Annotated in this window: 20 protein-coding genes and 1 tRNA gene; 12 read left to right on the forward strand and 9 right to left on the reverse strand. The window is 67.9% G+C overall.

Annotated elements, in window-relative coordinates; translation table 11 throughout:
* Positions 1-202: 202 nt before the first annotated feature.
* Entirely contained in the window at positions 203-1,006 is an 804-nt protein-coding gene (gene cmrA / locus ACFP3H_RS18840; protein ID WP_378607836.1) for a mycolate reductase, read from the reverse strand.
* Between the two features lie 210 nt (positions 1,007-1,216).
* Between cmrA and ACFP3H_RS18845 the strand changes: the two genes are divergently transcribed.
* Positions 1,217-2,416: a phosphotransferase enzyme family protein gene (locus tag ACFP3H_RS18845; protein ID WP_378607837.1), complete on the forward strand. Its 1,200-nt coding sequence runs from the start codon at positions 1,217-1,219 to the stop codon at positions 2,414-2,416.
* 303 nt (positions 2,417-2,719) lie between these two features.
* Here ACFP3H_RS18845 and ACFP3H_RS18850 read toward each other — a convergent pair whose 3' ends face one another.
* A complete protein-coding gene (locus ACFP3H_RS18850) occupies positions 2,720-4,750 on the reverse strand; it encodes an oxidoreductase (protein ID WP_378607839.1) in 2,031 nt (676 codons plus the stop codon).
* Complete coding sequence (locus tag ACFP3H_RS18855; protein ID WP_378607841.1) at positions 4,747-5,301, reverse strand: PadR family transcriptional regulator; 555 nt, start codon at positions 5,299-5,301, stop codon at positions 4,747-4,749. Before ACFP3H_RS18855 ends, ACFP3H_RS18850 begins: the two co-directional genes overlap by 4 nt.
* A 102-nt stretch (positions 5,302-5,403) precedes the next feature.
* Between ACFP3H_RS18855 and ACFP3H_RS18860 the strand changes: the two genes are divergently transcribed.
* Positions 5,404-6,741, forward strand: coding sequence for an MFS transporter (locus tag ACFP3H_RS18860; RefSeq protein ID WP_378607843.1), 1,338 nt, complete (start codon positions 5,404-5,406; stop codon positions 6,739-6,741).
* 53 nt (positions 6,742-6,794) lie between these two features.
* Here the strand turns inward: ACFP3H_RS18860 and ACFP3H_RS18865 are convergent, their stop codons facing one another.
* Positions 6,795-7,415 (reverse strand): TetR family transcriptional regulator, encoded by a 621-nt coding sequence (locus ACFP3H_RS18865; protein WP_378607844.1) that lies wholly within the window; start codon positions 7,413-7,415, stop codon positions 6,795-6,797.
* 187 nt (positions 7,416-7,602) lie between these two features.
* On the opposite strand from ACFP3H_RS18865, the gene ACFP3H_RS18870 reads away from it, so the two are divergent.
* The 3 genes from ACFP3H_RS18870 to ACFP3H_RS18880 are packed head-to-tail and all read left to right on the forward strand — an operon-like array spanning position 7,603 to position 10,194.
* Positions 7,603-8,694 (forward strand): ferredoxin reductase, encoded by a 1,092-nt coding sequence (locus ACFP3H_RS18870; protein ID WP_378607846.1) that lies wholly within the window; start codon positions 7,603-7,605, stop codon positions 8,692-8,694.
* Between the two features lie 39 nt (positions 8,695-8,733).
* Entirely contained in the window at positions 8,734-9,882 is a 1,149-nt protein-coding gene (locus ACFP3H_RS18875) for a fatty acid desaturase family protein (RefSeq protein ID WP_378607848.1), read from the forward strand.
* Positions 9,883-10,194, forward strand: coding sequence for a hypothetical protein (locus tag ACFP3H_RS18880; protein WP_378607850.1), 312 nt, complete (start codon positions 9,883-9,885; stop codon positions 10,192-10,194). It begins immediately after the preceding gene.
* A gap of 3 nt (positions 10,195-10,197) precedes the next feature.
* On the opposite strand, the gene ACFP3H_RS18885 is transcribed toward ACFP3H_RS18880, so the two are convergent.
* Positions 10,198-10,725 carry a DUF4254 domain-containing protein gene (locus ACFP3H_RS18885; RefSeq protein ID WP_378607852.1) on the reverse strand — a complete coding sequence of 176 codons (528 nt, stop codon included), beginning with the start codon at positions 10,723-10,725 and terminating at the stop codon, positions 10,198-10,200.
* 332 nt (positions 10,726-11,057) lie between these two features.
* On the opposite strand from ACFP3H_RS18885, the gene ACFP3H_RS18890 reads away from it, so the two are divergent.
* The gene (locus ACFP3H_RS18890) at positions 11,058-11,378 is read left to right on the forward strand and encodes a hypothetical protein (protein WP_378607854.1); all 321 of its coding nucleotides are present in this window, start codon (positions 11,058-11,060) and stop codon (positions 11,376-11,378) included.
* 2 nt (positions 11,379-11,380) lie between these two features.
* Here the strand turns inward: ACFP3H_RS18890 and ACFP3H_RS18895 are convergent, their stop codons facing one another.
* Genes ACFP3H_RS18895 through ACFP3H_RS18905 form a run of 3 tightly spaced genes read right to left on the reverse strand, consistent with a single transcriptional unit; the run spans position 11,381 to position 13,934 of the window.
* On the reverse strand, positions 11,381-12,373 hold the full coding sequence (locus ACFP3H_RS18895; RefSeq protein WP_378607856.1) for an ABC transporter ATP-binding protein: 993 nt from the start codon (positions 12,371-12,373) through the stop codon (positions 11,381-11,383).
* 3 nt (positions 12,374-12,376) lie between these two features.
* A complete protein-coding gene (locus tag ACFP3H_RS18900) occupies positions 12,377-13,210 on the reverse strand; it encodes an ABC transporter permease (protein WP_378607858.1) in 834 nt (277 codons plus the stop codon).
* Entirely contained in the window at positions 13,203-13,934 is a 732-nt protein-coding gene (locus ACFP3H_RS18905) for an ABC transporter permease (protein WP_378607859.1), read from the reverse strand. Before ACFP3H_RS18905 ends, ACFP3H_RS18900 begins: the two co-directional genes overlap by 8 nt.
* A 389-nt stretch (positions 13,935-14,323) precedes the next feature.
* Here ACFP3H_RS18905 and ACFP3H_RS18910 point away from each other — a divergent pair, with 389 nt between their 5' ends.
* Positions 14,324-15,106, forward strand: coding sequence for a crotonase/enoyl-CoA hydratase family protein (locus ACFP3H_RS18910; protein WP_378607861.1), 783 nt, complete (start codon positions 14,324-14,326; stop codon positions 15,104-15,106).
* A gap of 46 nt (positions 15,107-15,152) precedes the next feature.
* Here the strand turns inward: ACFP3H_RS18910 and ACFP3H_RS18915 are convergent.
* Positions 15,153-15,229: transfer RNA gene (locus ACFP3H_RS18915), tRNA-Arg, on the reverse strand.
* Between the two features lie 136 nt (positions 15,230-15,365).
* Here ACFP3H_RS18915 and ACFP3H_RS18920 point away from each other — a divergent pair.
* The 5 genes from ACFP3H_RS18920 to ACFP3H_RS18940 all read left to right on the forward strand — a co-directional run bounded on the left by ACFP3H_RS18920 (position 15,366) and on the right by ACFP3H_RS18940 (position 25,850).
* Positions 15,366-17,414, forward strand: a complete 2,049-nt coding sequence (locus ACFP3H_RS18920; RefSeq protein ID WP_378607863.1) for a bifunctional copper resistance protein CopD/cytochrome c oxidase assembly protein — start codon at positions 15,366-15,368, stop codon at positions 17,412-17,414.
* The gene (locus ACFP3H_RS18925) at positions 17,411-18,388 is read left to right on the forward strand and encodes a serine/threonine dehydratase (protein WP_378607865.1); all 978 of its coding nucleotides are present in this window, start codon (positions 17,411-17,413) and stop codon (positions 18,386-18,388) included. The genes ACFP3H_RS18920 and ACFP3H_RS18925 overlap by 4 nt, the downstream gene beginning before the upstream one ends.
* 126 nt (positions 18,389-18,514) lie before the next feature.
* Positions 18,515-18,991 carry a single-stranded DNA-binding protein gene (locus ACFP3H_RS18930; protein ID WP_378607867.1) on the forward strand — a complete coding sequence of 159 codons (477 nt, stop codon included), beginning with the start codon at positions 18,515-18,517 and terminating at the stop codon, positions 18,989-18,991.
* Between the two features lie 68 nt (positions 18,992-19,059).
* Entirely contained in the window at positions 19,060-20,736 is a 1,677-nt protein-coding gene (ettA, locus tag ACFP3H_RS18935; protein ID WP_378607869.1) for an energy-dependent translational throttle protein EttA, read from the forward strand.
* 233 nt (positions 20,737-20,969) lie between these two features.
* Entirely contained in the window at positions 20,970-25,850 is a 4,881-nt protein-coding gene (locus tag ACFP3H_RS18940) for an NAD-glutamate dehydrogenase (protein WP_378607871.1), read from the forward strand.
* Positions 25,851-25,880 lie beyond the last annotated feature (30 nt).

A 25,880-nucleotide genomic window follows, 5' to 3' on the forward strand; every position in this document is an offset into this window, starting at 1 on the left:
CGCCGGCGCCCGCACAGCGCGAGGAGGACAGCGCCGCCGAACGGATCATGAACAACCCGGCGATGAAGAGTTTCCTGCGCTCGGCGGCCAGTGCGGCGGGGCGCGAGATCAGCCGCAGCATCTTCGGAACGCGGCGCAGATAGGCCGTGGAACGCTGAACGGGGTGCCCACGTCGAACGCGGACACCCCGTTCAGGTGGTACTCAGCTGCCGAGCTTCTTGTAGAACGCGCCCGCGACCGGGGCGGTGAAGGCGCGGGGGCCGTAGTTGCCCGCGACGCTCATGCCCTTGCTGATCAGGCCCGGCACGATGCGCATCTTGTTGCGGGCCAGCGCGTCGATGGAGACCTTGGCGGTGTACTCGGAGGAGACCCAGAGGAAATCGGGGACCATCTTGTCCACGATCGACTGGTCCTCCGGCGCGGGGGTCTCGGTGCGCACGGGGCCCGGCGCCAGCAGGGTCACGTTCACGCCGGTGCCCTTGAGCTCGCCGCGCAGCGACTCGGAGAAGGTGTTCGCGAACGCCTTCGACGCGGCGTAGGTGGCATTGTTCGGGATCGGCATATTGCCCGCCGCCGAACCGCTGATCAGGATGCCGCCCCCCTTGCGCTCGATCATGCCCGGCAGCACGGCCAGGGTCAGGTCGTGCACGGCGGTGGCGTTGAGTTCCATCTGCGTGCGCTCGTAGGCGAAATCGAGCTCGGCGACCGGGCCGAAGGTCGCGACGCCGGCGTTGTTGCACAGGATCGCGATATCGCGCACCGCGAGCTCGTCGCACAGGCTGGCACGCTGGGTGCGATCGGCGAGGTCGACCGCACGCACCTCGGCGGTGATGCCGTGGGTCAGGGTCAGTCGCTGGGCCAGTTCGGCGAGGATCTCACCGCGGCGCGCGACCAGGATCAACGAATAGCCGCGCCCGGCCAGATCGGCGGCCAGCGCGGTACCGATACCGGAGGACGCGCCGGTGACGACGGCACGATTGTCTGCAGTGGGGGAGGGCAAGCTCACGAGGGCGAGCTTAGGGGATCGACGGTGGGTGCGGCGTGGGCGGATCAGCGGAGAACACCCGCTCGGCCCTAGCATGGGAGGCGCCATGATGACTGCCCCGCCACCGCCGCGCGCCGATCGGGAGGCGGGAGTGTGCGCCCTCGGATGCCCGTATCGACCCGCACGTCGCGCCCGCCTGGGTTGTCGATGACTGATCATCAGGTGTTCGGGATGGGTGATGATCCGTTGGCCGAGCCGACCTGGCCCGCGCTGACCGAGGACGAGATCGCGCGCGCGATCGCCGCTACCTGGGGTGGGGCCGAACCCGTGGCGGTCGAATGGCGTAGTGCGCGACCGTTGTCATCGACGGTGGGGGTGCGGCTGCGCGATGGGGAACAGCTCGTCGTCAAGCGACTGCCACGGCGGCTGCGGGATTCGGCGGCTCTCGCCGAAGAACACCGATTCATGGACTATGTCCGTGCCCGGGGCATTCCCGTGCCGCAGGTGCGCGCGACGTTCGGCGGCTCGGCAGTCGGTGATGCCCGGGGATCCAGTGGTGGGGTTGGGGCCCGTCGATCGGGCGGAGGTGCCGACAGGCCGGGTCGTGTCGACGGGGCGGGCCGTGTCGACGGGCCGGGTGATGGTCGAGGCCGACCCCCGGAAGGTCGGGCTGGTGGGTTCGTCTACGAAGTGCATCGGGTTGGGGTGGGGGAGGATCGGTATCGGGCGGACTTCTCGTGGTCGCCGTACCGTGACGATGCCGACGCGAGGGGTGCGGGGGCGATGCTTGGTCGATTGCACACGGCCGCAGTAGGTTTCGAGGCGCCCGCTCGTCCCGCGCGCCCGCTCGTCGCGAGCCTGCACGGCGGTGATGTGGTGAGTGCGTTCGAATGGCATATCGCGCACCGGCCCGCAGTCGCGGAGTTTCTCGTGGACCGTGAGTGGCGATCGCGGGTGCCGGATCTGCGGTTCGAGCTCGGCGAACCGCTGTGGACACACGGGGATTGGCACGCGACGAATCTGCTCTGGCGTGGCCACGAGGTGAGTTCGGTGATCGACTTCGGACTCGCCGACCGCACCACCGCCATGTTCGACCTGGCGATGGCGATCGAACGCGCCGCCGTGGACTGGGTTTCGCTCCGCGACGGCGGCCCCGCGAACGTCCGCGAAGACCAGGTCACCGCCCTGATCGAGGGCTACCGCGCCGAACGTCCCCTGTCCCGCGCCGAACAGAAACTACTCCCGGTCCTGCTCCCCATAGTCCACCTCGGCTACCAACTCTCCGAGATCGACTACTTCCGCACCATCGCCCACGAACCCCGCAACGCCGAAATCGCCTACGAGGACTGGCTACTCGGCCACCTACGCTGGCACGAAACCCCACCGGGCGCAGCCCTCCGAGACCTGGTCGCCACCGCAGCAAACGCGTAGCCGAATCGGCCCGATCAGGTTGCCCCACAGTCGAACTGGCCCCCAACCGCCGCGCCCACAGCGACCCGTCCCCAATACGGCGCCCGCACACCCACCCGCCGCGCCGACCGCGACCCGGTCCGCCGGACGACGCGTACCCACCTGGTCGGGCGATCACCACGCTCTCAGGTACCGGTTCGGCGGATTCGGCGCCACCAGAGCGTGGTGATCACCTGTCCAGGAAAGAACACCGCCCCGCCTGCCGGATGCGAGGTCGGCGGGCGGGGCGGTGTGGCGGTCGTCCGTCGCGTCGGACGACCGGGTTCAGAGGCGCGCGGCCAGGCGGGTGCCCTGGTCGATGGCGCGTTTGGCGTCGAGTTCGGCGGCCAGGTCGGCGCCGCCGATGAGGTGCAGGTCGACGCCGGCGGTGCGCAGGGGCTCTTCGAGCTCGCGGACGGATTCCTGGCCGGCGCAGACGATCACGTTGTCGACCGCGAGGACGCGGGGGTTGTCGTGGTTCTCGCCGAAGCTGATGTGCAGGCCAGCGTCGTCGATGCGGTCGTAGTTCACGCCGCCGACCTGTTCCACGCCTTTGGCTTTGAGGGCCGCGCGGTGGACCCAGCCGGAGGTCTTGCCGAGGTCCTTGCCGAACGGGGTCGACTTGCGTTGCAGCAGTACGACATCGCGGGCGGCGGGGGAGGGCACGGGCTTCTTGAGCTGGCCGGGGACCTGCTCGTCGTCGGAATCGACGCCCCATTCGGCCTTCCACTCGTCGAGCTTGAGCGTGGGATGTCCTTCGACGGTGAGGTATTCGCTCACGTCGTAGCCGATGCCGCCGGCGCCGATCACGGCGACCTTCTTGCCGACCGGCTTCTCCTCCTTGACCAGTTCGGCATAGGACAGCACCATCGGGTGGTCGATGCCGGGGATGTTGGGGATGCGGGGGCGCACGCCGGTCGCCAGGATCACCGAGTCGTAGTTGCCTGCGATCAGTTCGTCGGCGTTCACCCGCTTCTCGAGGTGCAGGGTGACGCCGGTGAGGTCGATCTTGCGGCGGAAGTAGCGGATCGACTCGTCGAACTCCTCCTTGCCGGGGATGCGGCGGGCGATGTCGAACTGGCCGCCGATCTTGTCGTCGGACTCGAACAGGTCGACGTGGTGGCCGCGCTCGGCCAGGCTCACCGCGGCCGACAGCCCGGCCGGGCCCGCACCGACGACGGCGAAGCGCTTGGCCCGACGCGTCGGCAGCAGCTTCAGCGTGGTCTCGCTGGCCGCGCGCGGGTTGACCAGGCACGACACCTTCTTGTTGCCGAAGGCGTGGTCGAGGCAGGCCTGGTTGCAGGCGATGCAGGTGTTGATCTCGTCGGCGCGATCGCCCTGGGCCTTGTTGGCCCACTCGGGGTCGGCCAGCATCGGGCGCGCCAGCGAAATCAGCGCCGCGTCACCGCGGGTCAGGATCTCCTCGGCGATCTCGGGCATATTGATCCGGTTCGACGCGCACACCGGAATGTTCACCGTGCGGGCGATCTTGGCGGTGAACTCCACGAACGCCGCGCGCGGCACCGAGGTGACGATGGTGGGCACCCGCGCCTCGTGCCAGCCGATGTCGGTGTTGAGGATGTCGACGCCGACAGCCTCCAATTCCTGTGCCAGCGCGACGATCTCGTCGAAGGTCTGGCCCTTCTCCACCAACTCGGCCATCGACAACCGGAACACGATGATGAAGTCGGGGCCGACCGCGGCGCGGATGCGACGGGCGATCTCGACCGGCATGCGGCGCCGGTTCTCGGGGCTGCCACCCCACTTGTCGGTGCGCTTGTTCACCCGCGGCGCGAGGAACTGGTTGATGAAATAGCCCTCACCGCCCATGATCTCGCAGCCGTCGTAGCCGGCGAACTTGGCCAGTTCGGCGCAGCGGGCGTAGTCGTCGATGGTGCGTTCGACGCCCTTGGACGACAGCGCGCGCGGCTTGAACGGGTTGATCGCGGACTTGATCGCCGAGGCCGACACGCTGGTGGGCATGTAGGAGTAGCGGCCCGCGTGCAGGATCTGGATCGCGATCTTGCCGCCCTCGGCGTGCACAGCTTTGGTGATCGCGCGATGCCGGTACGCCTCGGTCTTGTTGGTGAGCTTGCCGCCGAACGGGGCCAGCCAGCCGGTGCGGTTGGGTGCGTAGCCGCCGGTGATGATCAGGCCGACTCCGCCGCGGGCGCGTTCGGCGAAGTAGGCGGCGAGCTTGTTGGTGTCCCAGGCGCGGTCCTCGAGCCCGGTGTGCATGGAGCCCATGACCACCCGGTTGCGCAGGGTGGTGTGGCCGAGGTCGAGTGGCTCGAACAGATGGGGATAGGCAGTCATGGGCGGTCGTCACCTTTTCGCGGTCGCAGGGCCTGCAGTACTTCGTCGCACCATTCGAGGTAGCCGGACTCCGCGCGGATGCCCGCGCGCAGGACCAGGTACTGGTGCAGGGCGGTGCCGGAGAGCTGGTCCGGCGCCGGGAAGAATTTCTTCTCGCTGAGGTGGTACTCGTCGAGGCGCTGGGCGTGCTGGGCGCGATGGCGCGCCACCTCGGCACAGATGGCGTCGATGTCGCCGTGGGCGGCCGCGCGGATCTTCACGCCCAGTTCGTCGCGGGCGGGGGCGGCGTCGGTGGGTTCGGCCAGCCAGCGGGCGAGCTCGGTCTGCCCGGCGGGGGCGACGGAGTACACCTTCTTGTCGGGTTTGCCCTGCTGATTCACCGATTCGACGGTGACCCAACCGGATTCCTCCATACGCTTGAGGACCCGGTAGATCTGCTGGTGGGTGGCACTCCAGAAGTAGCCGATCGACTTGTCGAACCGGCGGGCGAGCTCATAGCCCGACCCGGCCCGCTCGGTGAGCGAGACCAGCAGCGCGTGCTCGAGTGCCATGAGCCGAGGGTATCCGCAACGCCCGGTACTATGCAACCAGGTTCATATGAATTGTCGCGGTGAATGTCGGCGTGAACCGAGAATCGCCACTACGCTTCGTCCATGACCGAGGTGAACGCGTCCGACACCGTCGGCGAGGCGGCCGGACGTGGGCAGGTAGTGGCGTGGGGGCTGTGGGACTGGGGGTCCTCGGCGTTCCAAGCGGTGACGTTGACCTTCGTGTTCTCGGTGTATCTGACCGAGAAGGTGGGCGACGATCTGCCCGGTCCGATCAGCGCGAGCGCCTGGCTGGGCTGGGCGTTGGCCGCGGCCGGACTGGTCGTCGCGGTGACCGCGCCGGTGTGCGGGCAGTACTTCGACGCGGTCGGTTCCCGTAAACGGGCCTTGGCAACTCTCACCGCGCTCACCGTGGGCGCGATGTCGCTGATGTTCTTCGTCCACGACGACTATCACGACCTGTGGCTGGGGCTGGCGCTGCTCGCGTTCGCCTCGGCCACCTTCGAACTCGCCGGCGTGCCCTACAACGCGATGATGCGGCAGGTCTCCACCCCCGACACCGTCGGACGGGTCTCCGGATTCGGCTGGGCGATGGGCTATTTCGGTGGCATCGTGCTGCTGCTGATCTGCTACGCGGGCTTCCTCGCCGGGGACGGCGACACCCGCGGGCTGCTCGGGATGCCCACCGATCAGGGGCTCAATGTGCGCCTGGTGATCGTGCTCGCGGCGCTGTGGTTCACGGTGTTCGCGCTGCCGGTGCTGTTCGCGGTCCCGGAACTGCCGCGCACCGGCGCCGACCCGGGCGCGGCCAAGGTCGGCTTCCTCGGGTCCTACCGGGTGCTGATCCGCGACGTGCGCGAACTGTGGGGACAGGACCGCCACACGGTGTACTTCCTGCTGGCCAGCGCGGTGTTCCGCGACGGGCTGGCCGGGGTGTTCACCTTCGGCGGCGTCCTCGCGGTGACGGTGTACGGGTTCGCCGCCGCCGACGTGCTGCTGTTCGGCATCGCCGCCAATGTCGTCGCGGGCGCGGCCGCGATCGTGGCCGGTCGCTTCGACGACCGGATCGGGCCCAAGCGGGTGATCGTGGGATCACTCGTCGGGATGATCGCGTGCGGGCTGGTGCTGCTCGCGGTGTCGGGGCCGATGATGTTCTGGATCTTCGGCCTGGCGCTGACCGTGTTCGTCGGACCGGCGCAGGCCTCGGCGCGCTCGTTCCTGGCGCGGCTGGCCCCGCCGGGACGCGAGGGCCAGCTGTTCGGCCTGTACACCACCACCGGGCGGGCGGTGTCGTTCCTGGCGCCCGCCCTGTTCGGGGTGTTCGTGGCCGTGTTCCACGCCGATCGCGCCGGAATCGCCGGGCTCCTGGTCGTTCTGGTGCTCGGACTGCTGGTGCTGCTCCCGGTTCGCGCGCCCGCGCCCGCGGCGACACCGGGTTTGTGACCTGTCACCGGAGCCACGGCGCGTCGATTGTGTGTACGCCCGTACTCCGAGTGTCAGTCGTTGTTCGTGGGTACCCACCCGGCGATGCCCAATGCGATCAGGCGCATCTGCATGACGGTGCGTTCCTGGATCGCTGATTCCTCCCGGGAGGTGGACGCTACGAACGCGGCGATACCGTCGGTGACGGTGGTGACCAGCAGATCCGCGGCGATCTCGAGCTCGGTGGTACTCCACGCGTCCAGGGCTCGCAGTCGGGACAGATCGGCGACGATCTCGCGCACGATCAGCTGCATCTCCATCGCGATCGCCTGACGCAGTGGTGCGGGCCCACCGTGACGTTCGCGAATCAGGAAGCCGAACAGCGCGCGCTTGGCGCGCACCTGCTCGAAAACGAAGCGCACCGTATCGGCCAGATGCGCGTCGGGCTTGCGTCTGACCTCGCGCAATGCCAGTCGCAGCGCCGTGACGCCCTCGTCGACGATGGTCGCGCCGAGGTCGTCGAGGGAGGCGAAGTGGCGGTAGAAGGCGGTCGGCACGATGCCGGCCGAGCGGGCGATCTCACGCAGGCTCAATGCCGCGAATCCACGCTCCGCGGCCAGCTCCAGGGTGCCGTCGATGAGAGCGGCGCGGGTGTGCGCCTTGCGCTCATTGCGCGATCCTGGCTGCTCAGTCACATCGGTGAGCATACAGCCGTTCACCATAGCGGCCTTGGTCATTGTGTTGTCCGCCTCACATTATTGCCGGTTGACAGCGGCCCGGGGTCATCGGGCACACTGGTGAGTGTACAGACGTGCACTGAAATTTTGGAACGTACGTCAGCGGAACTTCTTCCGTTCTTCGCAATAAAAGGGGCATGACGACATGGTGGGACTGATCGATCTGGTGCAGACGTTGACGACGCCGCACCCGCTGGACCGGTACCTGGAACTCGTCCGCCCCGGGCTCACCGCCCGGGAACTGCGCGCCGAGGTCACCCACGTCTCGCACGCGGTGCCGGGTTCGGTGACGCTCACGCTGCGCGCCTCGCGGCAGTGGCGCGGCCACGCGGCGGGCCAGTACGTGCAGATCGGCGTCTCCATCGACGGCGTGCGCCACACCCGCTGCTACTCGCCGATCGACCCGGAGGGCAACGGTGACCGCTACCTGCAGCTCACCATCAAGGCGCACCCGGGCGGGCTGGTCTCGAACTACCTGCACGCCAACGCCAAGCCGGGCCTGATCGTCGACCTCGCGCCCGCCGCCGGGGTGTTCCACCTGCCCCAGCAGCGTCCCGACAAGATCCTGCTCGTCAGCGGCGGCAGCGGCATCACGCCGGTACTGTCGATGTTGCGGACCCTCGACGCCGAGAACTACACCGGGCAGGTCACCTTCCTGCACTACGCCCGTCAGCCCGAGATGGTCCCGCACCGGGCCGAACTGTCCTCGATCGCGCAGCGCCGCGCCAACTTCCGCGTCGAATACCGCTACCCGGTGGAGCCGGGCACGGTGATCGACGGCGAAACCTCCACGGGCAGTGGATTCTTCGACTACGACGAGCTCGAGCGCGTCGCGCCCTGGTTCGCCGACGCCCAGACCTTCGTGTGCGGGCCGCCGCCGCTGATGAACGCGGTCAAGAAGATCTTCACCGATGAAGGTCTGCAGGACCGGGTACTCAGTGAGGAGTTCACGCTCACCTCGGTGCCCGCCGATCCGTCCGAGGCCACCGGCACGGTCAGCTTCTCCGACAGCGACGTCGCTGCCGAGAACACCGGAGCGACGCTGCTCGAAACCGCCGAAGCCTCGGGCCTGACCCCGGAATACGGCTGCCGCATGGGGATCTGCTTCTCCTGCACCGCGACCAAGGTCTCCGGCTGCACCCGCAACATCCGCACCGGCGAACTCGACGCCGACCCCGACAAGCAGATCCAGATCTGCGTCAACACCGCCGTCGGCGATGTCGACATCGCCCTCTAGACCGCCGAACAACCAGTAACGACAAGGGGAGATATAGCCATGACGATCCTCACCGAAGGCAAAGACGGCCCGGTCATCCTGACCCCGGATCAGGTCGAAGAACTCGGCGCCGCGCTCGACGCGATCCGCGCCCGCGTCGTCGAGGACCTCGGCGAACGCGACCGCGAATACATCTACAACATCATCAAGACCCAGCGTGGCCTCGAGATCGCCGGCCGCGGTCTGATGTACCTGGGCTTCCTGCCCCCGTTCTGGCTGGCCGGCGTCGCCGCGCTCGGTGTGTCGAAGATCCTCGACAACATGGAGATCGGCCACAACGTCATGCACGGCCAGTACGACTGGATGCGTGAGCGTGGCGTGAACTCCCGCGAATTCGACTGGGACAACGTGTGCCCGGCCGATCAGTGGAAGCACTCGCACAACTACATGCACCACACCCACACCAACATCGTCGACATGGACCGCGACATCGGTTACGGCATCCTGCGCATCGACGACGCGCAGAAGTGGCACCCGTACTACCTGGGCAACCCGCTCTACGCGTTCCTGCTGATGACGTTCTTCGAGTGGGGCGTGATGCTGCACGACCTCGAGGCCGACAACATCATCAAGGGCAAGCGCAAGTGGGCCGACGTCAAGCCGCTGCTCAAGGGGCAGGGCAAGAAGGCGGGCAAGCAGGTCCTCAAGGACTACGTGATGTTCCCGGCGCTGACCGGCCCGCTGTTCCTGCACACCCTGGCAGGCAATGTCGCGGCCAACCTGGTCCGCAACGTGTGGAGCTACTCGATCATCTTCTGTGGTCACTTCCCCTCGGGCGTGCAGACGTTCTCCAAGGAGGAGACCGAGACCGAGACCCGCGGCGAGTGGTACGTGCGCCAGATGCTGGGCTCGGCCAACATCAAGGGCTCGCGGCTGTTCCACATCATGTCGGGCAACCTGTCGCACCAGATCGAACACCACCTGTTCCCGGATCTCCCGGCGAACCGGTACCCGGAGATCGCGCCCGAGGTGAAGGCACTGGCCGAGAAGTACGGCCTGCCCTACAACACCGGTCGTTTCTCCAAGCAGATCGGTTCGGTCTGGGCCAAGATCTTCCTGCTCTCGGTGCCGGATCGTTTCGTGAAGAAGACGTCCAAGCCCGGTGTTATCGTGATGCGTAATCGGAAGGCAACCGAAGTGGGCGTGTAAATGGTCGGCAAATTCGAAAGCAACAAGGACCTGGTTCAGGAATTGACGACCACCGGTGCTCAGCGTGTCGGCAATATCGCCGCGCTGATCACCGGAACGGTCGCCGCGGTGGCTCGGGAAATCGGTGAGTTCGTCACCGACGCGATCGAGATGCGCGAAGCCGCGGCGGCCGCTCGCCGAGACGCGCAGGCCGATCGGGACGGAGCCGACGGGGTCGAGGTCGTCGAGACCGAGACCGTCGACCTCGATTCGGCGCCTGCCGAGGACCTCGACGTGGCGCCGACGTTCGTCGAACCGAGTGACAAGGCCTGAGCCTCACCAGACCGGCAACCGCCTGCGATGTTGGGCGACATCGGTGACCAGGTCCCGGTAACCGTCGGTCAGTTCAGCCAGACGACACCACTGCAGATGGGTGCGAGCCTCCCGCTGCCGTGGTGTCGTCGTCGTTTGTGGGGCCGCCGCCAATTCCTGGTGGGCGGCAACCCATTTCGCGGCCATCCGGTCGATCACCGCGCCGAGGGTCTCGGTGTGCAGCGAGGCGCCGTCGCGGTGTTCGACATGGCAGGCGACCCAGTCGTCGATGCGGGCGATCAGCGCGGCGCGGTCGGTGTCGATCTCCTCGACCAGGCGCCCGCACGTCGCGACGCCGGTGGGCGAGGCGGCCGGGTCGTGCGCCTGGTCGAGGATCGCGCGCCGGCGATCGTGGCAGTTCGCCAGCGCGCCCGCGGCATCGAGGACCAGGTGTCGAGTGGGGTCGGGCTCGGCATCGAGGAAGGCGCGCAGCAGCGCCGAGGGCGTGGGAAGTCGTTCGGCATCGAGACGATGGTCGTGATCGATCGACATGATGGCAGCCCCTGGTGACGCGTGGTGTCGCATGGATACGCCAGGGCCGAGGAGGAGATCTGACGTGCACTCCCCGGCACCGGCGTAGCCCCGCCCGGACGTCGACGAAGAATCCGCGACGCTGCGGTGGAGTAGACGACCCGGGGAAACTCGGGACCCTTTCAGGAAAGCGCGATTCGACGGCGGCGCGCAAGAGTACGGGGAAGCGACCCGGCCGCCGGGAGAAATCGTTATCCACCATTACGGCACGGTCTCCGATCGGTCACCGCGCCGGCGTATCGCGGGCAACGTCAGCCGCGCTGATCACCACTCATGCATTAACCTCGGTCGATGTGCCCGCCTATGTGTCGTCGCCCGAGCTGACGTTCGGTTTTCTGTTCGCACTGGAAGACCCCCAGCGAATCGCCGATGTCGTGCGCGACCTCATGGAACGGCGCGCGGTGTCGGTGTTCCGGCTCGCGCGACTGTCCGACGACGACGGGCCGCCGCAGCGCTACGTCGTGAATTGGGCCGCCATTCCGCAGATCTCGATCACCACCAGCGCGCCCGACGAGCAGGAGCTGCGCGTCCAGGGGATCATGCTGGTCAGCGCGTTCCTCGGCGACGGCGGCGAGGTCTCGATGTACGCGGGAAATCCCGACGGGCCCGGCTGAACTCAGCGGGTGGACTCGTAGATGCGGCGCACCACGTCCTCGATATCGGGTTCCTCGATCGACAGATCACGCACCTGCGCCCGGTCCGACACCGCCGCCAGTAACGCCGCCGCGGTGGTGTGCTCGGCGTCGAAGGCCAGCCGCTGGCGCATGCCGCCCGCCTCGCTGGACAGCAGCTGCGCACCGCAGGGCAGATCGTCGAGATCCGGTGTGGGCGCGGCCAAATCGACCACCAGTACGCGGCGCGCGCCGACGGTGGCGCCGAGCCCGGTGAGTGAACCGTCGTACACCAGCCTGCCGTAGTCGACCACGAGCACCCGGTCGCAGAGCCGTTCGATATCGCCCATGTCGTGGGTGGTGAGCAGCAAGGTGGTGCCGCGTTCGATGCGCTCGGCGCGCAGGAACTCGCGTAATCGCTGCTTGGACAGCACATCGAGGCCGATGGTCGGCTCGTCGAGGATCACCAGCTCCGGCGAATGCAGCAGCGCCGCCGCCACTTCCGCGCGCATCCGCTGACCGAGCGAGAGCTGGCGCACGGGCGTGTCGAGGGTATCGCCCATCTCCAGCTGGTCCACGAGCTCGTGGGTGCGCTTGTCGGCGACATCGGGATCGAGGCGGTGGATCGCGGCCAGGATCGAAAACGACTCGTGCAGTGGCAGATCCCACCACAGCTGCGAGCGCTGCCCGAACACCACGCCGATGCGGGAGGCGAGCTCCTTGCGCTGGCGCACCGGTTCCAGCCCGCAGGTGCGCACCGAACCGGTGGTCGGCACCAGGATGCCGGTGAGCATCTTGATCGTGGTCGACTTGCCCGCGCCGTTGGCGCCGATATAGCCCACCGCCGAACCACGTTCGATCCGGAAACTCATCCGGTCGACGGCGGTGATGGTGTCGCGATGGCGGCGCCAACGCTTGCCGCTCTTGCGGTAGACGGTGAACTGGCGGGTGAGGTCATCGATATCGATGATCGGTTCCCGATTCGCGTGTTCGTCCATCAGCTATCCCCCTCCTCCCTGATAGTGCCTTGTACCGACCCGCCACGCAGCCGATGCGAGCAGCCACACCCAGGCCGCCGCCAGTGGGGTGAGCCACGCCGACCACGCGGGCAGAAGAGGTGGCCCGGGCAGTCCGAGCAGGGCGATCGTCGGCACGTAGGCCGTGAACGCGACGGGAATCGCGAACCCGAACAACAGCTTCAGCGGTGTCGGGAACACCGAGGCCGGCTGCATCGCGGCGAAGGATCCGCCGTAGGTGAAGCTGTTGGTGAGCTCGGCACCGTCGATCAAGAAGAACTGTAGTCCCGCCGCACACACGAAAAGGCCACAGAACAGGGCAATTCCACTCATCAGGGTGATCACGATCAAGGTAACCGGAGCGATGCCCCAGTCGATATCGTTGCGTACCAGCCCGATTGCGAGCACGATCACCGCCACCGCGGCGCGCGCGAGTCGGCGCAGCGAGATGTCGCTGGTGATCAGCTGGGCCAACAACGGTTGCGGGCGAAGGTGATACGCGTCGAGAGTGCCCAGTCTGATCATCGACGGCAGCGAGTCCAGGTGCCCGACCACGACCTGGGCCAGCGCGAACGCGGTGTTCGACAGGCCGAACAGCAGCAGCGCCGCGTCCACGTCGAGCCCGCCGAGCACGCCGACGTTGTGGAAGATCACCCACACCTCGGCGAACTCCACCAGTCCGATCAGGAACGCGCTGAACACCTCGGTGGTGAACGAAAGGCGGTACACCCGCTGTGCTTTCACACGCGAACGCAATACTGCGCGATAGGGGGTGAACCAGGTCCCGGCCACGATGCGCGCGGAATCGGGTTCAGCCACCCTGTACCTCCAGCCTGCGTTGGCCCGCCCGCAGCAACACCCTGCCGAGCAGCCCGATCACCACCACCCAGAAGGCCTGGATCGCGACGATGACCAGGGCTTCCGAGCCGGAGGCCCGCCCCGACAGCGTATCGATCGGCGACTGCAGGATGGAGGGAAACGGGGTGGACATCGCCACGACACGCAACCAGTCGGGGAACATGTGCACCGGGACGAACAGCCCGGCCATGAACGTGCCGACGATCTGGTACAGCACCCGGATACCGCGGATCTCCACGACCCAGAACCCGATCAGCGACACCGCGAACAGGCACAGGAACGACAACGCCACCGCGAGCAGCACACTGATCACGCCGACCAGATACGCCAGCGGCGTGTCGGGCATCGACAGGCCGAAGGTCGCCGCGCCGATCGCGATGCTCGGCACCCCGCGCGGCAGGATCGTGCAGGCCGCTCGGCCCATATCGGTGGCCAGATAGCCCAGCTGCACGTCGATCGGGCGCAGGAAATCGATCGCGACGTCACCGGATTTGATCCGATCGACCAGGTCGATCTGCGGGCCCATGAACTGGGTGGCGCCGAGCAACGCCTGGGACAACCACACGTAGGCGCCGATCGTGCCCTCGTCGTAGCCGCCGAAGTCGGAAGCCGAACGCACCGCCGCGAGCATCACCGCCGCGCGGACGAACCCGAACACACAGTTGGTGAACAGACCAGCGAACATCGCCAGTTTGTACTGCGCCTGCCGCTTGAATCCCGCCCGCGCCAGCGTCCAGTACACCCGGATAGCCCCGGGCTTGCGACGACGCCGCACCGCGCAGGCAAGCCCACCGTCCCCCACCACACAGCCCCGCACAATCAGTCAACTGTAGGCCGCTCGCGTCGGATCAGGACGAAAACGGCGCGGATCGCCGGGGCGCCACGCGGAACTACCAGGACACGATCAGTCCTTGGGGAAGCCTGTCGCGAACAGGATCGCGATGGCGACCGAGCTGACCACGGAGACGGCGAGAATAGTCCACATGGGCCGAAAGATTACCCGGCCTCGGGCGCGGGCCCGGCATCGCATCACCGCAGCGGCGATGCGCAACTGTTCGTCGTGGAAGGTGTCGCATGTCCGACCGTATTGAACTCGACATTCGCGAGGGTGTCGCCTACGCGACGCTGTCGCGACCGGAGAAGCTGAACGCACTCGACTTCCCCCTGCTCGACGCGCTGGCACAGGTGCCCGCGCGAATCGCCGCGGACCGCTCGGTCCGCGCGGTGATCCTGCGCGGCGCGGGGGAGGCGTTTTGCTCCGGCCTCGACTTCGCCAGCACCGGCAAGGACACCCGACGCCTGGTCACCGGTTTCGCGAAACTGCCCGTACAGACCACCAACCTGTTCCAGAAGGCGTGCTGGGCCTGGCGCGAACTCCCCGTTCCGGTGCTGCTGCACGGGCACTGCTACGGCGGCGGCATGCAGTTGGCGCTGGCCGCGGACTTCCGCTTCACCACACCCGACTGCCGACTGTCGATCATGGAAGCCAAATGGGGCCTGATCCCCGACATGACCGGCTCGGTCACCCTGCGCGAACTCATCCCCATGGACCTCGCCAAGTACCTGACCATGACCGCCGAGGTCTTCGACGGCACCCAGGCCAAGGAATACGGCCTGGTCACCGGCGTCTCCGACGACCCACTCGCCACCGCAGAAGCCCTGGTCGACAAACTGCGCCACCGCTCACCCGACGCCATTGCCGCCACCAAGAAACTCTTCCACGACACCTGGACCGAATCCCCACGCAGCGCCTTCTGGACCGAAAGCGTCCTGCAGGCCAGATTGATCACCGGCAAGAACCACCGCATCGCCCGCAAAGCCGAGGAGAATCCCGACTGGTCTCCCCGCGCACTGTGAAACCGTCCCGCCCTTGACCCACGCGTCACGCAGGTCAAGGGCGGTGTGGCGCCCCCGGCAGGAATCGAACCTGCGACCTAGGGATTAGAAGGCCCTTGCTCTATCCAACTGAGCTACGGAGGCAGTGGCATCAACCTTGGCCGAAGTCTGCCGTGCTGTCCAGCTCGAAAAGTATAGCGACCGGGCGGATCGTGAGCCGGGCCTCGGGTGTGACGCCCCATCGGGGCGTGGTCGGGCACACCGAACTACCCTCGTTGTCATGTCGTTATCGCAGGACCCCTCCGCTGGACCCGCCGTCGACGGTGGATCCCGGGCGGATTCGGGTCCGGCGGCGTCGTTCGGTGTGCTCAGTGTGGTGGCCGGGTGTATCGCCGCGGTGGTGGCGGCGCTAGTCGTCGCGTTGTCGGCGGCGCACGCGCTCAGTTTGCTCGGGATACCCGATCCGGGGGCGTTGACAACATATGGCCTGCCCGCGTTGCGCGCGGTGGCCGATCTGGCTGCCGCGGTGACCGTCGGTTCGCTGTTGTTCGCGGCGTTTCTGTTGCCGCCGCGCGATGGTGGTCTGCTCGAGGCGGGCGGCTATCGGGCGGTGCGGCGGGCCTCGGACGCGGCGCTGGTGTGGGCCGCGAGTGCGGCGCTGCTGGTGCCGTTGACGGTGTCGGATACGACCGGTCAGCCGGTGGGGTCGATCTGGCGGCCCGAGATGTTGTGGCCGGTGATCACCCAGGTCGAGGTCGCGGGAGCCTGGCGTACCACCACGCTGCTCGCGTTGATCGTGGCGATCGGCTGCCGGTGCGCGTTGCGCTGGGGCTGGACGCCGGTGCTGCTGGCCGGCGCGTTGGTGACGATGATGCCGTTGGCGTTGACCGGGCACTCGTCCTCGGGTGGCGCCCACGATGTGGCGACCAATTCACTGATCCTGCACATGGTCTCGGCCGCGGTCTGGGTGGGCGGTCTGGTGGCGGTGTTGGCGCACGCGATGCGCGGCGGCGCGAACACCGATATCGCCGCGCGCCGGTTCTCGGTGGCCGCGACGATCTCGATCGTGGTGATCGGCCTCAGCGGCGTGATCAACGCCTGGATCCGGGTGCCGTTCGCGGACCTGTTCACCACCACCTACGGCCGCCTGGTCCTGGCGAAAGCGGCGGCGCTGCTGGTCCTTGGCGCCCTCGGCTACCTGCAGCGTCGGGCCTCGCTGCCCGCGCTGGCCGCCGACCCGCGCGACCGTGGCGCGCTCATCCGGTTCGCCGGGGTCGAGATGCTGATCTTCGCCGCGACCATCGGCCTCGCCGTCGGTCTCGGCCGCACGCCGCCACCGCCGCCGACCGCGATTCCGACCCCGGTCGAAGTGGAACTCGGCTACACCCTGTCCGGTCCGCCGACCGTGGGGCGACTGCTGTTCGACTGGCGCTTCGACCTGATCTTCGGGACCTTGGCGATCGTGCTCGCAGTGCTCTACCTGCTCGGCGTCCGTCGACTGCGCACGCGCGGCGACGCGTGGCCGGTGGGGCGGACCATCGCCTGGCTCAGCGGGTGCGTGGTGCTGCTGCTGGCCACCTCGTCGGGGGTCGGGCGGTACGCGCCCGCGATGTTCAGCGTGCACATGGGCGCGCATATGGCGCTGTCGATGTTGGGGCCGATTCTGCTCGCCCTCGGCGGTGCGGTGACCCTGGCGCTGCGTGCCCTTCCACCCGCCGGACGCGGTGGAGTGCCGGGTCCGCGCGAGTGGATTCTGGCCGCCGTGCACAACCCGGTCTCGCGCTTCCTCACCCAGCCCGTGGTGGCGTCGGTGATCTTCGTGGCCGGGTTCTACGCGCTGTACCTGGGCGGGGTCTTCGACACCTATGTCGACTCGCACGCCGCGCACCTGATGATGAACGCGCACTTCCTGCTCAGCGGCTACCTGTTCTACTGGGTGGTGATCGGCATCGATCCCAAGCCGCGCGAAGTCGCCCCGCTGACCAAGCTCGCGATGGTCTTCGGCACCCTGCCCTTCCACGCGTTCTTCGGCATCGCGCTGATGAGCATGACGACCGTGCTCGGCGGCTGGTTCTACCGCACCCTCGACCTGGGCTGGAACATCGATCTGCTCGCCGACCAGCGCAACGGCGGCAGCTTCGCCTGGGCCAGCGGTGAGGTGCCGCTGGTGGTGGTGATGTTGGCCCTGCTGATCCAGTGGTCGCGCAGTGACACCAGGCTGGCCAAGCGCACCGATCGCGCCGCCGACCGGGACAACGACGCCGAGTTGACCGCCTACAACGCGATGTACGCGGAGCTGGCGCGTCGTGACGGCGAGGTCCGTCGGTGAGCGGATTCGGTCTGTCGGCGAGCGAGTCGACCGAGCGAGCCGAACCGGAGCGGGTGCTGCGCGCCGATGTGCGGGCGGCGCGGCGACGGCTGACGGGTCGGGTGCGCAAGACACCGGTGTTCCACACCAGCGTGGACGGTCCCGACGGGCCGGTGCAGGTCTCGTTGAAAATGGAATTCCTGCAGCACGGCGGCACCTTCACGGTGCGTGGCGCGCTCAACGCGCTGCTGAGCACCGACAGCGGCCGTGACCATGTGGTCGTGGCCTCGGCGGGCAATACCGGGATCGCGGTCGCCTTGGCGGCGGCGCAACTGGGCAAGGAATGCACGATCGTGGTGCCGGAATCGGCGCCGCACACCAAGGTCGCCGCGATGTGGGCGCACGGTGCCGAAGTGCTGTGGCACGGGACGAGCTACGCCGAGGCGCAGCGTCGGGCGGTCACCCTGGCCGTCGAGCGCGGCGCCGATCACCTGCACGCCTACGACATGCCCGCGGTGGTGGCGGGCGCCGGGGTGATCGGGCTCGAGCTCGAGGAACAGGTGCGCGGCAGGCCGCCGGTGCTGGCCGCGATCGGCGGGGGCGGGTTGATCGCCGGCCTCGGCGCGGCGCTGGGTCGGCGCAGGCAGATCATCGGGGTCGAATCCGAGCACACGCCCGTGCTCTCGGCGGCGCTGGCGGCAGGCCATCCGGTCGATATCGACGTGCCGTCGCGGGCCACCGAGTTGCTGTGCGCGACGCGCGTGGGCGATATCGCCTTCGGCATCGCCCAGCGGCACCGGATGCCCGCGCTCTCGGTCGCCGACGACGCGATCGCCGCCGCGCGGGAGTACCTGTGGCGTGAATTCCGGGTGGTCGTGGAGCTCGAGGGCGCCGCCGCGCTGGCCGCGGTGCAGAGCGGTGTGTACACCCCGGAGCCCGGGGTGCGGCCGATCGTGGTCCTGTGCGGGGCGAACACCGAACTTCCCGTGCTCTGACACACCGGATATCCACAACCCGCGAATCTATCCACAAATTCGTCGCGCGCCTCCCGCGGCCCTGTTCGCCACGCCATTCTTGGGTGGTCAGAGCGAGCAGGGGAATAACGAGCGGGGGCGAACACGATGTACGAGGCACACGCGACGGTGATCGGGACCGTCATCACCCACCCGGTGCGGCGAGATCTCAGCAACGGCGAACAGATGCTGTCGTTCCGGATGGCCAGCAACGCGCGCCGGTTCGACGCCCGATCCGGCGAATGGACCGACAACGGCACGCTGTACCTGTCGGTCACGTGTTGGCGCAGGTTGGTCGAGGGTGTCGACCAGTCGTTGCATTGGGGCGACCCGGTGATCGCCTACGGGCAGTTGCGGTCCAACGAGTACCGTGGCAAGGACGGTGCGCTGCGGCGTGATCTCGAGATGCGCGCGATCGCCGTCGGCCCCGATCTGGCGCGATGCAGCGCGACCGTGGTTCGCCGATCCGATGGAATGCGGGCCTCGCCGGACGCGGTAGCCTCTATCACCGCGGCGGATTCCGGCCCGGCGCGATCGCCGGATGCGGAGCCGATCATCGGTGTGCCCGAGCAGGTCGACGCGTGAGGACCCTTTCGCCGCACCGCCCCGCTCCCGTTTTCTCCCCCGATTCCCGCACCGATAGGCTTCCGTGTATGGCTGAGTTCATTTACCAGATGACGAAGGTTCGTAAGGCGCACGGCGACAAGGTCGTCCTCGACGACGTGACGCTGAACTTCCTTCCCGGCGCCAAGATCGGTGTCGTCGGCCCGAACGGCGCTGGTAAGTCCAGCGTTCTCAAGATCATGGCGGGCCTGGACCGTCCGAACAACGGCGACGCGTTCCTCGCTCCCGGCGCCACGGTCGGCATCCTCATGCAGGAGCCGCCGCTGAACGAGGAGAAGACCGTTCGCGGCAACGTCGAGGAAGGCCTCGGCGAGGTCAAGGTGAAGCTGGACCGCTTCAACGAGATCGCCGAACTCATGGCCACCGACTACTCCGACGAGCTCATGGACGAAATGGGCAAGCTGCAGGAGTACCTCGACCACGCCGACGCGTGGGATGTCGACTCCCAGCTCGAGCAGGCCATGGACGCGCTGCGCTGCCCGCCGCCGGACGAGCCGGTCACCAACCTCTCCGGTGGTGAGCGTCGTCGTGTCGCGCTGTGCAAGCTGCTGCTGAGCAAGCCCGACCTGCTGCTGCTCGACGAACCGACCAACCACCTCGACGCCGAGAGCGTGCTGTGGCTCGAGAAGCACCTCGCCGACTACCCGGGCGCCGTGCTGGCCGTCACCCACGACCGGTACTTCCTCGACAACGTCGCCGAGTGGATCCTCGAACTCGACCGTGGCCGGGCCTACCCGTACGAGGGCAACTACTCCACCTACCTGGAGAAGAAGGCCCAGCGCCTCGAGGTGCAGGGCAAGAAGGACCAGAAGCTGCAGAAGCGGCTCAAGGACGAGCTGGCCTGGGTGCGCTCCGGCGCCAAGGCCCGCCAGGCCAAGAACAAGGCCCGTCTCGGTCGCTACGAGGAGATGGCCGCCGAGGCCGACAAGCACAGGAAGTTGGATTTCGAGGAGATCCAGATTCCGGCAGGCCCGCGCCTGGGCAGCATCGTGGTCGAGGTCGATCACCTGGACAAGGGCTACGGCGATCGCCAGCTGATCAAGGATCTGTCGTTCACCCTGCCGCGCAACGGCATCGTCGGCGTGATCGGCCCCAACGGTGTGGGTAAGACCACGCTGTTCAAGACCATCGTCGGCCTCGAGTCGCCCGACAGCGGCGAGGTGAAGGTCGGCGAGACGGTCAAGCTCAGCTACGTCGACCAGAACCGTGGCGGCATCGACCCGAAGAAGAACGTCTGGCAGGTCGTGTCCGAGGGCATGGACTTCATCCAGGTCGGCAACCAGGAAATGCCCTCGCGCGCCTACGTCAGCGCGTTCGGCTTCAAGGGCCCGGATCAGCAGAAGCCGGCCGGGGTGCTCTCCGGTGGTGAGCGCAACCGCCTGAACCTGGCGCTGACCCTCAAGCAGGGCGGCAACCTGATCCTGCTCGACGAACCGACCAACGACCTCGACGTCGAAACCCTCGGTTCGCTCGAGAACGCGCTCGAGCAGTTCCCCGGCTGTGCCGTCGTGATCTCGCACGACCGGTGGTTCCTCGACCGCACCTGCACCCACATCCTCGCGTGGGAGGGCGACACCGACAACGACGCCAAGTGGTTCTGGTTCGAGGGCAACTTCGAGGCCTACGAGGCCAACAAGATCGAGCGTCTCGGTGCCGAAGCCGCACGCCCGCACCGTGTTACGCACCGCAAGCTGACCCGCGACTGATTCGCGCGGCCCGTGCGACGGCCCGGTGGAACGATCTGTGTGTGATCGATCCGCCGGGCCGTCGGCGTTGTCTCGCGAGGTGTGTACCCGGCGTTCATCGAACGTTCCACAAGTTACCGGCGTGGCAACCCGAAATTGCCTGAGCGTGTTGTTGTACCCGCAGCTAGTCTCGAAATCGCGTCACCCGTATTGAGAAATCGAACCGAACCTCAAGCCATGGGAGTGGGCACACGATGACGGTCTCGTCGGAAATGTCGAGCGCGGCGTGGGCCGCGGGGCTGCCGCACACGTTGCGCGGCGATCTCGGGACCCTCGAGGAGGCGTATTTCCGACACGTCGATGCCGGTGATGTGGATTTCCCGATCCCCGGCATCACCCAGATCTTCCGCCACCACATGGAATTGGCCGCCACCCGGTCGCCGGGCAAGGCCCTGGTTCGGGTGCATCATCCCGACGACGGGACCGGGATGGGCGCGGCCGTGCAGGTCGTCACCGACGACATGCCGCTGCTGGTGGAGTCGATCACCGCGGCGCTGGGCCGGATGCAGGTCAGCGTCTCCGAACTCATCCATCCCATCTTCGAGGTCACCCGCGACAGCAGCGGTCACCTCGTCGGCGCCGCGGCGCACGAGGTGGACGGCCACGGCGCGACCGGGCTCACCGAGTCGTGGATGCACCTGCAGCTGCACCCCACCACCAGCCCGGCCCAGCTCGATCACATCGAGCGCACCATGCCCGAGGTGATCGACGACGTCCGCCAGGTGATCGACGACACCGAGGCGATGGCCAGGGTGCAGAGCGCGCTGGCCGACGAGCTGGACCGCTCCGCGACGGCCGACACCACCCCGTTCCCCGCGGTGGAACTGTCCGATTGCGCGCAGCTGCTGCGCTGGCTGGCCGAGGGCAACTTCACGCTGCTCGGCTACGCGCGCTACCGGCGCGAGGTCCGTGACGGGCACACCGTGTCCACACCGGTGCCCGGGGTCAGTCTGGGCGTGCTGCGCCCCGATGTCGGCACCGACTTCAAGGTCCCGATCAACGGCGAGGACCGGCCGCTGCTGCTGCTCACCCAGGGCCTGGTCCGCGCGACGGTGCACCGCTCGGTGTACCCGTACTTCGTCGGCGTCGCCGATGTCGACGCGGCGGGCGCGGTGGTCGGGGTCCACCTGTTCATCGGGGTGTTCACCGTGCGCGCGGTGCACGAGAACGTGCTCGACATCCCGGTGATCAACCGCCGGGTACGCACCGCCATCGAGGGGGCCGGGTTCGATCAGGACTCGTTCTCCGGGCAGGCGATGCTCGAGGTGATCGAGTCGTTCCCGCGCACCGAACTGTTCTCCGCCGACACCGAGACCATGCGCCGCACCGCCGTCGCGGTGCTCGGCGTCGGGCTGCGCAGGCAGGTCCGGCTGTTCCTGCGCAGCGACAACTACGGGCGGTTCGTGGCGTGCATGGTGTATCTGCCGCGCGACCGCTACACCACCGCCGTGCGCCTCGAGATGCAGGAGATCCTGGTCGCCGAACTGGGCGGCGTCGACATCGACTACTCGGCGCGGGTGAGCGAAAGTGAGCTCGCCAGTGTGTATTTCACGGTCATGCTGCCTGCCGAGGGCACCGCTCCCGACACCTCCGAGGACAACCGGCTGCGCCTGCAGGGCCTGCTCAATGCCGCCAGTCACTCCTGGGACGACCGGATCGGCGAGGCGGCCGCGTTCTCGACCGTGCTCGAACCCGCTGTGGTGGAACGGTATTCGGAAGCACTGCCCGAAAGCTACAAGGAGGACTTCACTCCCGAGCGCGCGCTGGCCGATATCGTGCGCCTCGAGCGGCTCACCGAGGGCGGCATCGGCCAGTACCTGTACCGCAGGCCCGAGGCGGCGCCCGGTTCGTGGCGGTTCAGCCTCTACATCGCGGGCTCGGGCGTCTCGCTGAGTCAGGTGCTGCCGGTGCTGCAGAGCCTCGGCCTCGAGGTGGTCGATGAACGGCCCTACCAGCTCGAACGCGACGGCGGCGCCGAGCGCTGGATCTACGATTTCGGCCTGCAGGCGCGGCCGGAGTTGCTGCGCAACGCGCTCGGCGGCGACCTCGACGCGGCGCTGCTGCTCGAGGCGCCCGGCCTGCTCGACGCGCTGCGCACCCGGTTCACCGACGCCTTCGAAGCGGTCTGGTACGGCCGGGCCGAAGCCGACGGTCTCAACGAACTGGTCCTGCGCGCGGGGCTGCCCTGGCGTTCGGTGGCGATCCTGCGCGCGTACGCGAAGTACCTGCAGCAGGCCGGTTTTCCGTACTCGCAGGCCAATATCGCCCGGGTGCTGCTGGCCCATCCCGAGGTGGCGCGCGATGTCGTCGACCTGTTCGCCGCCCGGTTCGACCCGGACACGGTCTCGGTCGAGGCCGCCGTCGAGCTCGAAGCGCGCGTGCGCGCCGGCATCGACGAGGTGGTCAGCATGGACGCCGACCGCATCCTGCGCGCCATCCTCGGTCTGATCAAGGCCACACTGCGCACCAACAACTACGTCGTCGACGCCGAGCACAACCCGCGCGATTACCTGGCCCTGAAGGTCGAACCGCGCGAGATCGCCGAATTGCCCAAGCCGCGACCACAATTCGAGATCTTCGTGTACTCGCCTCGGGTCGAGGGCGTGCACCTGCGGTTCGGCTCGGTCGCGCGCGGCGGGCTGCGCTGGTCGGACCGGCTCGAGGACTTCCGCACCGAGATCCTCGGCCTGGTCAAGGCACAGGCGGTGAAGAACGCGGTGATCGTGCCGGTGGGCGCGAAGGGCGGGTTCGTGGTGAAACGTCCACCCGCCGCCACCGGCGACCCGGCCGTCGACCGCCAGGCCACCGTCGCCGAGGGCATCGCCTGCTACCGCACCTTCATCTCCGGGCTGCTCGACGTCACCGACAATGTCGACCTGGCCACCGGCGCGGTGCTGCCGCCGGATCGGGTCGTGCGCCGCGACGGTGACGACACCTACCTGGTGGTCGCCGCCGACAAGGGCACCGCCAGCTTCTCCGATATCGCCAACGATGTGGCCCTGCGCTACGGCTTCTGGCTCGGCGACGCCTTCGCCTCCGGTGGCTCGGCGGGGTATGACCACAAGGCCATGGGCATCACCGCCAAGGGCGCGTGGGAAGCGGTCAAACGCCACTTCCGCGAGATGGACATCGACACCCAGAGCCAGGATTTCACCGTCGTCGGCGTCGGCGACATGAGCGGTGACGTGTTCGGCAACGGCATGCTGCTGTCCCCGCACATCCGACTGGTCGCCGCCTTCGACCACCGCCACATCTTCCTCGACCCCGATCCCGACGCCGCGGCCTCCTACGCCGAGCGCGCCCGGCTGTTCGCGCTGCCGCGCTCCTCGTGGGCCGATTACGACCGCACCCTGATCAGCGCGGGTGGCGGCGTGTTCGAGCGGACCGTGAAGTCGGTGCCGATCTCACCCCAGGTGCGCACCGCGCTCGGGCTGCCCGACTCGGTGCAGTCGCTCTCGCCGCCGGAACTGGTGCGCGCGATCCTGCTCGCCCCGGTGCAGCTGCTGTGGAACGGCGGCATCGGCACCTACATCAAGGCCAGCACCGAATCCAATGCCGAGGTGGGCGACAAGTCCAACGACGCGGTGCGGGTCGACGGAAATCAGTTGCGGGTGCGGGTGATCGGCGAGGGCGGCAACCTGGGCGCCACCGCGCTGGGCCGGATCGAGTTCTGCCGCGCGGGCGGCAAGATGAACACCGACGCGCTCGACAACTCCGCCGGCGTGGACTGCTCCGACCACGAGGTCAATATCAAGGTCCTGCTCGACAGCGTGGTCAGCGAGGGCGATCTGGCCCCGGCCGACCGCAATCCGCTGCTGGCCTCGATGACCGACGAAGTGGCTCGCATGGTGTTGCAGGACAACGTCGATCAGAACGTGCTGATCGGCATCGCCCGCACCGACGCGCCGCACATGCTCACCGTGCACGGTCGCGTCATCGCCGATCTCGAACAGCGACGCGGGCTCGACCGCGAACTCGAGGCCCTGCCCTCGACCGCCGAACTGGCGCGCCTGCACGAGCAGGGCGCCGGGCTGGTCTCGCCCGAACTGGCCAACCTGCTCGCGCACGTGAAGCTCGGGCTCAAGTCCGATCTGCTCGAGACCGACCTGCCCGACAGCGTGTACTTCGCGCGCAAACTGCCGCTGTATTTCCCGACCCCGCTGCGGGAACGGTTCGGCGCCGCGCTCAAGAAGCACCGGCTGCGCCGCGAGATCGTCACCACGATGATCGTCAACGAGGTCGTCGACTACGGCGGCATCACCTACGCGCACCGGCTCAGCGAGGAGGTCGGCGCCACCAGCTCCGACACCGTGCGCGCGTTCACCGCCGCCACCGAGATCTTCGAGCTGCGCGATGTGTGGGCGCGGATCCGCAGCGCGGACGCACCGACCTCCGTGCGCGATCTGCTGGAACTGGAATCCAAGCGGACCCTGGATCGGGCATCGCGCTGGCTGCTGACCAATCGGCCGCAGCCGATCGCGGTGGGCGCCGAGATCAACCGGTATCACCGCCGGGTGCAGGAGTTGGCACCGCAGGTGCCGGGATGGTTGCGCGGACACCACGTCACCTCGCTCACCCAGGGCGCGGCCGAGTTGATCGCGCGCGGTGCGCCGACCGATCTGGCGACCGAGGTGTTCGGACTGCTCGGGCTGTTCCCGCTGCTCGACATCGTCGACCTCGCCGACATCACCGATCGCGACGGCGCCGAAGTGGGCGCGCTGTACTACGCGCTCAACGAGCATCTCAAGATCGACTGGCTGCTCGAGGCCGTGAGCCACCTCGAACGCGGCGACCGCTGGCACGCGCTGGCCCGCCTTGCCCTGCGCGACGACATGTACGGATCGCTGCGCTCGCTCACCCTCGATGTGCTCTCCGCGGGTGACCCGGAGGAAACCGCCGACGAGAAAATTGCATACTGGGAGTCGAAGAACCAGTCCCGGCTGGGTCGTGCGCGCGCGGCACTGTCGGAATTGTTCGAGTCCGGGACCCACGACCTCGCCACACTGTCGGTCGCCGCGCGACAGGTGCGGAGCATGGTGAGCGGGGTGGGCGCCCAATCGGAGGTACCACGGTGACGAGTTCGCCGAACGGCAGCACTGCCACGC

It is taken from the genome of Nocardia lasii (genome assembly GCF_042658545.1).
Lineage (GTDB): Bacteria > Actinomycetota > Actinomycetes > Mycobacteriales > Mycobacteriaceae > Nocardia > Nocardia lasii.

What these genes read in the sequence shown, in the direction of transcription:
- ACFP3H_RS18860 (WP_378607843.1), top strand. Translation starts at nt 5,404, where the DNA reads ATGACCGAGGTGAACGCGTCCGACACCGTCGGCGAGGCGGCCGGACGT.
- ACFP3H_RS18940 (WP_378607871.1), top strand. Translation starts at nt 20,970, where the DNA reads ATGACGGTCTCGTCGGAAATGTCGAGCGCGGCGTGGGCCGCGGGGCTG.
- ACFP3H_RS18850 (WP_378607839.1), bottom strand. Translation starts at nt 4,750, where the DNA reads ATGACTGCCTATCCCCATCTGTTCGAGCCACTCGACCTCGGCCACACC.
- ACFP3H_RS18870 (WP_378607846.1), top strand. Translation starts at nt 7,603, where the DNA reads ATGGTGGGACTGATCGATCTGGTGCAGACGTTGACGACGCCGCACCCG.
- ACFP3H_RS18885 (WP_378607852.1), bottom strand. Translation starts at nt 10,725, where the DNA reads ATGTCGATCGATCACGACCATCGTCTCGATGCCGAACGACTTCCCACG.
- ACFP3H_RS18875 (WP_378607848.1), top strand. Translation starts at nt 8,734, where the DNA reads ATGACGATCCTCACCGAAGGCAAAGACGGCCCGGTCATCCTGACCCCG.
- ACFP3H_RS18920 (WP_378607863.1), top strand. Translation starts at nt 15,366, where the DNA reads ATGTCGTTATCGCAGGACCCCTCCGCTGGACCCGCCGTCGACGGTGGA.
- ACFP3H_RS18845 (WP_378607837.1), top strand. Translation starts at nt 1,217, where the DNA reads ATGGGTGATGATCCGTTGGCCGAGCCGACCTGGCCCGCGCTGACCGAG.
- ACFP3H_RS18930 (WP_378607867.1), top strand. Translation starts at nt 18,515, where the DNA reads ATGTACGAGGCACACGCGACGGTGATCGGGACCGTCATCACCCACCCG.
- ACFP3H_RS18905 (WP_378607859.1), bottom strand. Translation starts at nt 13,934, where the DNA reads ATGTTCGCTGGTCTGTTCACCAACTGTGTGTTCGGGTTCGTCCGCGCG.
- ettA (WP_378607869.1), top strand. Translation starts at nt 19,060, where the DNA reads ATGGCTGAGTTCATTTACCAGATGACGAAGGTTCGTAAGGCGCACGGC.
- ACFP3H_RS18855 (WP_378607841.1), bottom strand. Translation starts at nt 5,301, where the DNA reads ATGGCACTCGAGCACGCGCTGCTGGTCTCGCTCACCGAGCGGGCCGGG.
- ACFP3H_RS18910 (WP_378607861.1), top strand. Translation starts at nt 14,324, where the DNA reads ATGTCCGACCGTATTGAACTCGACATTCGCGAGGGTGTCGCCTACGCG.
- ACFP3H_RS18895 (WP_378607856.1), bottom strand. Translation starts at nt 12,373, where the DNA reads ATGGACGAACACGCGAATCGGGAACCGATCATCGATATCGATGACCTC.
- ACFP3H_RS18880 (WP_378607850.1), top strand. Translation starts at nt 9,883, where the DNA reads ATGGTCGGCAAATTCGAAAGCAACAAGGACCTGGTTCAGGAATTGACG.